At 72.1% G+C, this 11674-nt stretch carries 1 protein-coding gene and 1 pseudogene; one reads left to right on the top strand and one right to left on the bottom strand.

What is annotated here, in order from left to right; all coding sequences use genetic code 11:
• Nucleotides 1-55: 55 nt before the first annotated feature.
• The gene (locus ABT247_RS26595) at nucleotides 56-4426 is read right to left on the bottom strand and encodes a ricin-type beta-trefoil lectin domain protein (protein WP_350746928.1); all 4371 of its coding nucleotides are present in this window, start codon (nucleotides 4424-4426) and stop codon (nucleotides 56-58) included.
• Nucleotides 4427-4725: 299 nt separating this feature from the next.
• Between ABT247_RS26595 and ABT247_RS26590 the strand changes: the two are divergent.
• Nucleotides 4726-10950: pseudogene (locus ABT247_RS26590) on the top strand (RHS repeat domain-containing protein); the annotation flags it as partial.
• Nucleotides 10951-11674: the final 724 nt, after the last annotated feature.

Here is an 11674-nt window from a genome sequence, read left to right as displayed (position 1 = left end):
GGGGGCCCCCCCGGGGGGGGGGGGGGCCGGGGCCTGGAGCGCCGGCGGACGGGTGTCAGCTCAGCTGGGTCGGGACCGGGCGGTCCTTGCCGATCGAGCGCACGCCGCCCGGGGTGAGGGCCTCGGCGAACAGCTGGACGTCCGCGACCCGGCCGGCGGTGTACTCGCCGTAGAAGCCCTGGTACTTGCGGCGGCCGATCTGCACCGGGCCGGTGGCGTTCCACACCGTGCCCGTGTAGTCGGCGGCGGCCGCGGTCTCGTCGTTGACGTACAGCTTCAGCTGCTGGCTGTCCGCGTCGAAGACGCCCACCAGGTGGTACCAGGTGTTGGTCTTCGGGCTGAGCGGCCCGGTGGTGGGCCCGTAGGCGCTGGTGAACGCGCCGGCGGTGTCGTCGGCGTGCCCGTGGCCGAACGCGAAGGCGTGAGCGCCGCTGGAGTAGTACAGCTGGAGGCCGTTGCCGGTGGTGCCGGACTGCGAGACGAAACTCGAGTTGTTCGTCAGGCTGGTCAGCCTGACCCAGGCCGACACGGTGTAGCTGCGGCTGGTGTCGACCGCGGGGCCCGGGGTGTCGGCGAACGCGGTGGTGCCGTTGAGGGCGAGCGCGCTGCCGCGGTCCGGGTCGGCGACGACGGCGGCGGTGCCGTAGAGGGCCAGGGCGCCGTCGGTGCGGACGCTGTCCTCGGTGCTGTCCAGCTTCCACCAGGCGGTCGGCCGGTGGACGTGCCCGATGGACACCGGAGCGGCGAACTGGGCGAGGCCGCCGACCGCCGCGGCGCCCGGGAACTCGACCAGCCGGCCGGAGCCGCTGCCCGCGTACAGCGCCGGGAAGCCGGTGCCCTGGACGTCCCCGGGCGAGGCGACGGTCGGGTAGTCCTTCCCGCCCACGCCGAGCGGGAGCACCGTCTGGGCGGCGGGCAGCACGTTGCCGCTGGTGGCGGCCCACTTCTGGTCCGCGATGTTCAGGCAGTCGTAGATGATCACCTGGGTGCGCGGGGTGCGGTTGCTCGCCGGGTCGGCCAGGCAGCGGCCGGACTGCGGGTTCTTCAGGGTGCCCGGGTACGGGCCGGGGACCCACTGCTGGGCGCCGGTGTTGTTGCACTGGTAGAGCTGCACCGCCGTGTTGTTGTCGGTGCCGCCCTTCACCACGTCGAGGCACTTGCCCATCACGTGCACGGTGCTGTCGGCGCCCAGGGTGAACGTCTGGGCGTCGGTGCCGTTGCAGGTGTACATCTGCGCCGGGGTGCCGTTGGCGGTCCGCGCGTGGTCGATGTCCAGGCAGAGGTTCTTGTTCGCGGTGTCCAGGACGCCGGAGACCAGCGCGGCGCCGGTCGGAGCGGCGATCCGGGTGGTCGGGACGCCGCCGGAGAAGGTCAGCGGGAAGCTGCTGACGGCGCCGGTGGTGTCGTTGCGCGCCCACAGCGTCGGCACGCCGTTCACGGTGCCGGGCGCCAGCAGGGTGACGTCCGACCAGTCGCCGGTGCCGATCCGCACGCCGGCACCGAGGTTGCAGCCGGCCTGGAAGGTGCCCGGGAAGTACCAGAGTTCACCCTTGTCGACGGTGATCAGGTCCGGGGCGTCGGCGAAGCCGGCGAGCTTGCCGGGAGCCAGGATCTGGCTGACGTTGTTCCAGGTGCCGTCCGAGCCCTTCGCCGGGCAGCTGCCGGAGTTGCGGATCGGCACGACGTTCTGGGTCAGGGTGAAGTGGCCGCTGGTGCCGCCGGGAGTGATGGCGTCGTTGGGGTAGAGGTACAGCTCGTGGGTGGCCTTGTCGTAGGCGAACAGGTCGTCCACGTTGGTGCCGGTGGCCGTGCCGCGGTGCGCGACCAGGTAGTTGTTCCAGCCGGTGCCGTCCGGGCTCTGCGCCTTGGTGGAGACGGTGACGGGCGGGGCGGCCGGGTCGGCGTTGCCGCGCACCAGGACGAGGTCCCCGCCGGTGGTGGGGGCGACGAGGTCGGGCACGGCGTCGCCGTCGAGGTCGCCGGCGGCCACCTTGGTGTTCGGGTTCCAGGGGGCGAAGAAGCTGTACTGCCCCACCGTGCCCTGGGTGTTGCCGGCGTTGTCGACGGCCCGGACGAACAGGGTGTGGGCGCCCCACTGGGCGGCGCTGAGGACGATCGGGATGTCGGCGGTGGCGTTGCCGCCGCCGGCCTGGACGGCGTCCACCTTGGCGGCGCCGTTGGCCGGGATGTTGACGTCCAGCGCGTACTCGAAGCGGTCGATGCCGCTGCTGACGCAGGAGCCGCGGGTGCAGCCGGTCGGCGTCGGGTCGTTGGCGCTGACGGTGACCTTGACGCCGGTGTCGCCGGCGTGGCCGGTCGGGGCGTGGTCGCTGCCGAGCGGCGGGAACACCGGCGACTCGGTGAAGGTCGGCACGCTCGGCGCGCTGAGGTCCACCTTGAAGTAGCAGTTCGGGGACCAGCCGCTCATCAGGGTGTCGTCGTCTGCCCGCACGTGCCAGCCGTACTGGTGGCCGTCCGCGACCTTGAAGCCGATGTTCTGGCGGGTGGTGCCACCGTCGCTGACCCAGCCGCTGACGGGGGAGCCCTTCCCGGTGGAGTTGCCGGCCGAGTCGGCGATCTTGGTGTCCCACACCTCGTACCGGGCGCGCAGGTTGACGCCGCTCATGTCGGTGTCGAGGTGCGCGTTCAGGGTGATGTCCGAGGCGTCGCCGGCCAGACCGGACTGACCGATCCAGCCGGGATCGGCGCCGTCGCAGCCGTTGCTCGAGGGCGAGACGGCGGCGGGGGTGGTGCCCAGCTTGTCCGGCACCCGGGGCGCGATGTCGAAGACCGTCGTCAAGTACGGGTTGTTGGCGAAACGGACGAAGTCGTTGTTGCCGGACGACTTGGACTCGTTCCCGAACAGCCCGAAGGTCCAGCTGTCCTTCTCGCCGGCCAGCTTCTTGATCTGCCCGGTGACCTCCCAGTTGGCGTCGTGGTCGCCGCAGTGCTGGGAGGGGTTGGAGCTCTTCACCTTCTGGGTGCCGCCGATGTAGCCGTCACCGGTCACGTCCGGCTGGTTGTTCCACGTGGTGGAACCACTGATCCCGGTGACCGTCGCCAGCTTGACGTCGGTCTCGTTGTCGCAGTCGAAGGAGGCGCCGTACGTCGAGGTGAGGTGGATCGTCGACTTGGAGATCACCATGGCCTTGGTGAGGTTGCCGATGTTGATCTCGAAGTAGGCGCGGTTGAGGCCGTAGCAGTCCTTCCAGTGCTGGTAGCCGACGCCCTCGCCGTTGTCCTGGGCGTCGTCGTACGCGCTCTGCGACGGGCAGCCCTCCTTCACCGTGATGAAGTGGCTCTTCTTGCTGGTGATCGGGCTGGTGTACGGGTCGATGTACACCGGCCACACCGTGGCCGGATCGGTGAGCAGGCCGGCGTCCGGGACGAGCGTGAGCGCCCCGGGCGAGCTGGTCACCGCGATCGGCCGCACCTGGGCGGCGGTGCCGGGCTGCTCGGCGGTGGAGGCCGTGGCCGGCTGAGCGGTGGGGGTGGCGGTCGGGGTCGGGGCCGCGGGGGCGGTCGCGCCGTCCGCGCCCTCGGCGGCCGGGGCCGCGGCGGCCTTCGGCGCTGCGGCCGACTTCGGGGCGGCGGCCCGCGGCGCGGCGTTCTGCGGTGCGGCGTTCTGCGGCGCGGCGCTCGGGGCGCTGCCGGAGGCCGTGCGGGTGGAGTCCCACATCAGCGGAGCGGGGGAGCGGAAGGCGGCCGTGCCGTCGGCGGTGGTCGCGGCGACCCGTCCGTCGGCGTCCGCGTTCAGCGTCAGGCCGTCGCTGGTGGTGGCCGTCAGGTGGAGCGCGGCGAGCGCCGGGTTCGCGGCGGCCTTCGCGTCGTGGACGACCAGCACCTCGTGGAAGCCGCCCTGGTCGGTGCTGGTGACCTTGAGGTCGACGCCGGGCAGCACCCCGTCGTACTGCGCGGTGCTGCCGCTGACCTGAGGTGCGGGCAGGGGGAACGGCAGGGTGTACGAGAGCCGGTGGCCCTCGGCGTCGGTGAGGGTGGCCAGCGGACCGGTGCCGCCGCCGGACAGGGCCAGTCCGGAGGGCGTCGCCTTCGGCGAGAGGCTGCCGTCCGCGTTGCGGACCAGCGCCGCGTCCACCGCCGCCCAGCCGTCGCCCCGGCGGACCCGGGCGGGCTGGAGGTGGCTGGTGACGCTGAAGGTGCCGTCGGCGTTGGCGACGGTCTCGTCGGTCTCGGTGGTGAGCCCGTCGACGGTGACCGGCTTCCCGGTGCGGACGGCCTCGGCCTTCGCGGCCGCCAGCGGCGAGGCCGCGGCGCTGCCCGCCGCGGCTCCGGCGCCGGCCGGCACGTCGTCCGCCAGCGCCGGGCCGACGGTGCCGAGCAGCAGCCCGGTGACCACCGCCGACACCGCCAGGCGGCGTGTCGGTATTCGGGCCGGATGACTCCGGGCGCGGGTGCGCTCCCCCATGTGTCGTCGTCCTTTCGAGGACCGGAAGCGGCCACCGCGCGCGCCGCTGTGGTTCTTCTCACAGAACGCTGCGTCGCACGGGCCGCCGTGTGTCGGAATTGCGGTCGTTCCGTCCGTCTCCGACCACTTGGTGAACGACTTGGTGAACCTGTGTGGCGGATGAGGAAGGTGTGACCGCTGGGGAAGGGTATTGCTGACCCTTTGTCATGGCAATACGGTTCCAGCCGGGCCGAGGACGGCCCGTCAGCTGACGTGACCTCAACGGATGTCACTGTTCGTTCTCATGGGGGATTGTGCGCATGCGCGCAGGACCACGCGGAGCCCAGGGGTTCCGCATACTCGACAGAGCCCGCCGCCGGGCCTGGATGAAACGGGGAGCGGTGACGGTCGCGACCGTCACCGCCCTCGCGCTGTCGGCGCCGTTCGCGGTCGCCGACTCCGTCGTGGGCGGCTACCGCTACACGGACAAGGTCTGGGACGCGGACCCGCTCCCCTCCCAGCCGAAGGTGCCGGGCCACCCGGCGGACAGCCCCGCGGGCAACGCCCCCAAGCCGGTGGTCCCGGCCGGCGCACGGGAGTTGAGGCCGCACGAGGTGAAGGGCCCGCAGTGGCCCGCCGCCGCCAGCGCCACCGTCGACCTCGGCGGCGCCTCCGCGGTGCGCAGCCTGGCAGCTCCGGCGGGCGAGGTGAAGGCCGGCTCGCTGCCGGTCTCGGTCTCACCGGCCGCTCCGGCGGCCCTCGGTGAGCGGGCCCGTGCCCTGGCCGCCCCGCTCACCCCGGTGTCCCCGGTGTCCGCCGTGCAGGTCACCGTGGCCGACCGCGGGCGGGCCCAGGGGGCCGGCGTGGACGGCCTGCTGGTCGGCCTCAGCCGCGCCGACCGCGGAACCGACACGGGCAGCGTGTCGGTCTCCCTGGACTACGGCTCCATCGAGCAGGCCTACGGCGGCGGTTGGGCCTCGCGGCTGCACCTCGTCGCGATGCCGGCCTGTGCGCTGACCACCCCCCAGGTGGCCGCCTGCCGCACCCGCACCCCGCTGGAGTCGGTCAACGACCCGGTCGGCCGGAAGGTCAGCGGCACCGTCGCCCTGCCCGGCTCGGCGGTCGCCGGGAAGTCCTCCTCCTTCTTCGCGGCCCCCGCCGCGCAGGCCTCCTCCGGGGGCATGGCGGTGGCCGCCGTCGCGGGCTCCAACGGCTCCCAGGGGGACTTCGGCGCGACCTCGCTGTCCGCCTCCGGCTCCTGGTCGGCCTCGGCCTCGGGCGCCTTCACCTACCACTACCCCGTCACCGTGCCCCCGTCGCTGGGCGGTACCGCGCCGACGGTCAGCCTCTCCTACGACTCCCAGTCGGTGGACGGCGAGACCTCCGCGCGCAACTCCCAGTCCTCCTGGATCGGTGACGGCTGGTCGTACACCCCCGGCTTCATCGAGCGCTCCTACAAGGGCTGCAAGGACCAGGGGATCAAGGACTCCGGCGACGAGTGCTGGGCCGGCTGGAACGCCACGCTCCAGCTGGGCAGCCACAACGGCCGCCTGCTGCGCGACGACAACGGGGCGTACCACCTCCAGAGCGACGACGGCACGAAGATCGAGCGGCTCACCGACGCCGCGAACGGCCTGTGGCAGGGCGAGTACTTCAAGGTCACCACGACCGACGGCACCGCCTACTACCTGGGTCTGAACCACGCCCCCGGCACCACCTCGGACGACGCCACGAACAGCGCCTGGGGCGTGCCGGTCTACCACCCCAAGTCGGGCGACCCGTGCCACAGTTCGGACAAGGGCGACGACTCCCAGTGCGACAAGCCGGTCGGCTGGCGCTTCAACCTGGACTTCGTCGTCGACGCCCACGGCAACGTCCAGCGCTACGACTGGGCGACCGAGTCCAACTACTACAACATGGGCTACGGCCAGGTCGCCAAGGACGACAAGGGCGGCACGATCACCAAGTACACCCGCGGTGGCCGGCTGACGAAGATCTCCTACGGCTACCAACTGGCCGACGCCCGCGCGGGCCGCGAGCCGGCCGCCCAGGTGGTCTTCCGCGCCGCGCAGCGCTGCACCAAGTCGGACAGCGTCTGCAAGGACGGCAACCTCTCCTCGGACACCGCCGCCAACTGGCCGGACACGCCGTACGACCTGCACTGCGAGTCCGACTGGAAGAACAAGGTCGGTGACGACGACAAGACCGACGGCGTCTGCCTGACCGGCGGGCCGACGTTCTGGTCCACCTACCGCCTGAAGGGCATCGACACCAGGGTCCGCACCGTCTCCGGCTGGCAGGACGTCGACACCTACGAGCTCGACCACGTGTTCTCGGACGCCGGCGGCACCTACGACCCGGTCACCGGCAAGACCCAGGACCAGAAGGCCACCGGCTCGCTGCAGTCGGTCATGTGGCTGTCCTCGATCGTCCACACCGGCAAGGACACCTCCGCCGGCGGCAGCGGGCCGATCACGCTCGACCCGGTGACCTTCACCGGCATCGAGATGGACAACCGGGTCGACGGCCTCACCCCGGCCGCCCCGCCGCTGTACCACCCGCGCATCTCCAGCGTGCAGACCGAGACCGGCGAGTCGATCGCCGTCACCTACCGGGCGCCGGAGTGCTCGCGCGAGAAGAAGACCATGCCCGCCTCGGCGGACAGCGACACGATGGCCTGCTACCAGGTCTACTGGAACACCCCGGGCGGCGTGGAGCCGATCGCGGACTGGTTCCACAAGACCCTGGTCGAGCAGGTCACCGACAGCGACCGCACCAAGGCCGGCTCGCCCGCCAAGGTCACCCGCTACACCTACGCCGACGGAGCCGCCTGGCACCGCGACGACTCCGAGCTGACCGACGACAAGCACCGCACCTGGAACGACTTCCGGGGCTACCGCACCGTCACCACCACCACCGGCGCCGCGCCCGACCCGATCACCCAGAGCACCGTCTCCTACCTCCAGGGCATGGACGGCGACTACAAGGCCGACGGGACGACCCGCAGCGTCACGGTGAAGAACGCGCTGGGCGAGGAGATCACCGACAGCCCGTGGCTGGCCGGCACCCCGTACCAGACGCTCGGCTACACCAAGGCCGGCGGCAGCGTCGTCACCCGCACCCTGGCCGACCCGCCGACCTCCAAGGTCACCGCCACCGCCGCCCGCAAGGCGTGGACCTCCGAGGACCCGGCGCCGGACAAGCTCTCCACCCTGCCGGACCTCACCGCCCGGCAGGTCACCGCGACCTCCTCGCGGACCATGAGCCTCCTGTCGGACGGCAGTTGGCGCACCTCCCGGACCAGCACCACCTTCGACGGCGTCGGCCGGATCTGGAAGGAGGACGACCAGAGCGACCTGGCCGATCCGAAGCAGGAGACCTGCACCACCACCACGTACGCGGACGCCCCGGCGGACAACCCGATGATGCTGGTCTCCCCCAAGGAGACGATCAGCGTCGCGGGCCCGTGCGGCACCGCGCCCGGCAAGGACACCACGCTCTCCCACAAGCGGATCTTCTACGACGGCGACGGCTCGGTGGACCACCCGGGCACCTACGGCGTCCTCGGCCAGAACGGAACCTCGCTCGGCCTGGTCACCGCCACCCAGGCGGTCACCGGCTACGACGGCAAGGGGCAGCCGCAGTTCCAGACCCTCGGCGGGATGTCCTACGACCGCTACGGCAGGGTCACCGCCAGCACCGACGCGGCGGGCCGGACCACGACCACCGGGTACCAGCCCGACACCGGCGTGCTCCCGACCACCCTGTCCACCACCAACCCGCTGAAGTGGACCGCCACCAGCACCGTTTCACCCGGACGCGCCTCGGTGACGCACTCCGTGGACGTCAACAACCAGGTGACGGACGCGGCCTACGACGCCCTGGGCCGCCGGGAGAAGGTCTGGTCCCCGGGCCGCGACAAGTCCACCCAGACGCCGGACCGGGTCTACTCCTACGACGTGCACGGCGCCGGCGACAACCCGACGCCCTCCTCCGTCACCACCAAGAGCCTGCGGGAGGACGGCTCCTACAGCACCGCCGTCACCATCTACGACGGCACCCTCCAGCCCCGCCAGACGCAGTCGACCCCGGCGGACAACTCGGCCGGCCGGCTGGTGTCCTCCACCTACTACGACTCGCACGGCTGGGCGGTCTCCAGCATCGCGACCTACTCCGACGCCGACCACGCGCCGAGCAGCACCATGTGGGCGGAGACCAACCGCACCGGCCCGTCGGTGACCCGCACGGCCTACGACGGCCAGGGCCGGCCGGTCACCACCACGCTGGCCTCCTTCGCCAGCACCCTGTGGCAGAGCTCCGTCAGCTACCAGGGCGCCGACCGGGTGGACACCACCCCGGCCCAGGGCGGCAAGGCCGGCACCACCTACACCGACGCGCAGGGCCGCACCACGGTGCGCATCCAGCGCGACGACACCCCCGACCGGCAGCTCGCCGGCGGCAGCCGGATCTCCTCCGGCACCTCGGTGGTCTCCGCCGGGATCCGCCTCGCCATGCAGCCGGACGGCAACCTCGTGCTGACCGCCCTGGTCGGCGAGAAGGTCCTGTGGTCCAGCGGCACCGGCGGCCACCCGGGCGCCTACGCCGTGATGCAGGCCGACGGCAACCTCGTCGTCCTCGACCCCACCGGCAAGACCACCCTGTGGTCCACCGGCACCGGCGGCCACCCCGGCGGCTACCTCAAGGTCCAGGCCGACGACGACGTCGCGGTCTACGACGCCAAGAACGCCCGGCTCTGGTCCGCCGGCACGGCCGGCACCGCGCCGGCCGCGGACATCACCACCCGCTACACCTACACGGCGCGCGGGCAGATCTCCACCGTCCAGGACAACGCGGGCAACACCTGGACGTACGGCTACGACATGCAGGGCCGGATGACGTCCCAGACGGACCCGGCCGCCGGCTCCTCCAGCGCCACCTACGACCCGCTGGGCCGGCTCGCCAGCACCACGGACGCCCGCAGGCAGACCCTGTCGTTCACCTACGACGAGCTGGGCCGCCGCACCGCCGAGTACTCCGGCACCGACACCGGCGACCCGACCAAGCTGCTGGCCGAGTGGAGCTACGACAAGCTCGGCAAGGGCCTGCCCGTCGCCTCCACCCGGTACGTGGGCGGGAAGAACGGCAGCGCCTACGTCCAGCGGGTCGACGGCTACAACGCGGTCGGCCAGCCGACCTCCGTCAGCACCGTCATCCCCGCCGCCGAGGGCGCCCTGGCCGGTACCTACACCGCCAAGGCGTCCTACACCGAGAACGTCGGCATGCTCGCCTCGACGTCCTTCAACGGCGACGGCGGCCTGCCCGCCGAGACCGTCGGCTACGGCTACAACCTGGAGGGCGGCCTGGTGAGCCTGGGCTCGCCCAGCCGCCCGTACGTCGCGACGGTCAACTACAGCCCGCTCGGCCAGGTCGTGCAGACCACCGTCGGCACGCCGACCAAGCAGCTGCGCACCGCGCAGACCTGGGACGCGGCGACCGGCCGGCTGGCCACCAGCCGGGTCACCCTGCAGAACAACACCGCCAACCCGATCTCCGACACGACCTTCGGCTACGACCCGTCGGGCAACCTGACGACCGTCTCCGAGGTCCAGTCCAGCGGCGGCACCGACCGGGTCACCGACACCCAGTGCTTCGGCTACGACGCCCAGCGCCGGCTGGTCAGCGCCTGGACCGACACCAAGGGCATCACCACCGCCACGGCCGGCCAGCTGGCCCGCTGCAACACCGCCCGGCCCGGCCCGGCCACCGTCGGCGGCCCCGCGCCGTACTGGCAGGACTGGCAGTTCGACCAGCTCGGTGACCGCACCCAGCAGATCAGCCACGACGTGACCGGCAACGCGGCCAAGGACACCGTCCAGACCCTCGCCTACCCGGGCCAGGGCGTCACCCCGGCCAAGCGGCCCAACGCCGTCTCGACCGTCACCACCCGCACCGCCACCGGCACCACCGTGCTCACCCCGGGCTACGACGACGCCGGCAACACCCAGACCCGGGTCACCACCGGCGCCAGGGCCGGCAACCAGAGCATCGACTACAACGAGGAGGGACGCACCGCCGCCGTCACCACCGACGGCAGGAAGAGCGGCTACCTGTACGACGCCGACGGCGGCCTGCTGATCCAGCGCGGCCCCGGCGGCAACACGCTCTACCTCTTCTCCGGCAACGAGCAGTTGAACCTCGACGCCGCCGGAAAGACCGTCACCGGGCTGCGCTACTACCGCTCGCCGGACGGCACCGTGACCGTGCGCGCCAGCAACGGCGCCATCAGCTACCAGCCCACCACCCCGCAGGGCACCGCCCAGCTCCAGGTGGACGGCGGCACGCTGGCCGTCACCCGGCGCTCGTTCGACCCGTACGGCAACCCGCGCGGCACCGCGCCGGGCGGCTGGGCCGACAACCACGGCTTCCTCGGCAAGCCAGCCGACGCCGCCACCGGCCTGAGCCTGCTCGGGGCGCGCCACTACGACCCGGTCATCGGCCGCTTCCTGCAGGTCGACCCGGTCTTCGAGAACGGCGACCCGAACCAGATGGGCGGGTACGGCTACGCCGCCGGCAACCCGGTCTCCGGGAGCGACCCGACCGGGCTGTGGTGGGGCTCCGACTGGTGCGGCGCCGCCGGCAACTGGCTCACCGGCATCGGCGACTCGATCGTCGGCGACCCGTACCAGTGGGGCGTCAACTTCCTGTCGGACGGCTGGAACTCGTTCGCCGACATCGTCAACGGCGACAACGACGTGTTCAACGGCATGACCGGGTACGAGAACGAGACCCCGTTCAAGCTCGGCCACACCGGCTACGTCGACGACCACCCGCTCGCCGAGCTCTTCGGCGTCGACACCAGCTCCACCTCGTACGTCGCCGGCCAGTGGACCGGGATCGTCGGCTCCTTCGCCCTGGACGGCTACGGCGCGGTCAAGGCGATCAGCAGCGGCGTCAAGGCCGTCAAGGCCGTCAAGCTCGCGGTCGAGGACGGCGACTCCGTCCTCAGCGCGATCAAGAAGCTGCTCTCCGGCGACCTGCCCACCACCACCCCGGCCGACCCGGCGCCGACCACCCCGAAGGGCGACACCCCGTCGACCCCGAAGTCCGGAACCGGCAAGGGCGGCAAGGAGCCGGGCGGCAGCGGCAAGGGCGGCGGGGGCGGCAAGACCGCCGAGCGAGCTCGTCGTCACCAAGCCCCTGCCGTCCATGCCCACCGGCTTCTGGAACGACCCGGACGGCACCCGGTTCCACGACAGCTACTTCGACATG

This window comes from Kitasatospora sp. NPDC001539, assembly GCF_040298565.1.
Classification (GTDB): domain Bacteria; phylum Actinomycetota; class Actinomycetes; order Streptomycetales; family Streptomycetaceae; genus Kitasatospora.
This window is presented reverse-complemented; position numbering and strand designations above follow the sequence as displayed.

What these genes read in the sequence shown, in the direction of transcription:
- ABT247_RS26595 (WP_350746928.1), bottom strand. Translation starts at nt 4,426, where the DNA reads ATGGGGGAGCGCACCCGCGCCCGGAGTCATCCGGCCCGAATACCGACA.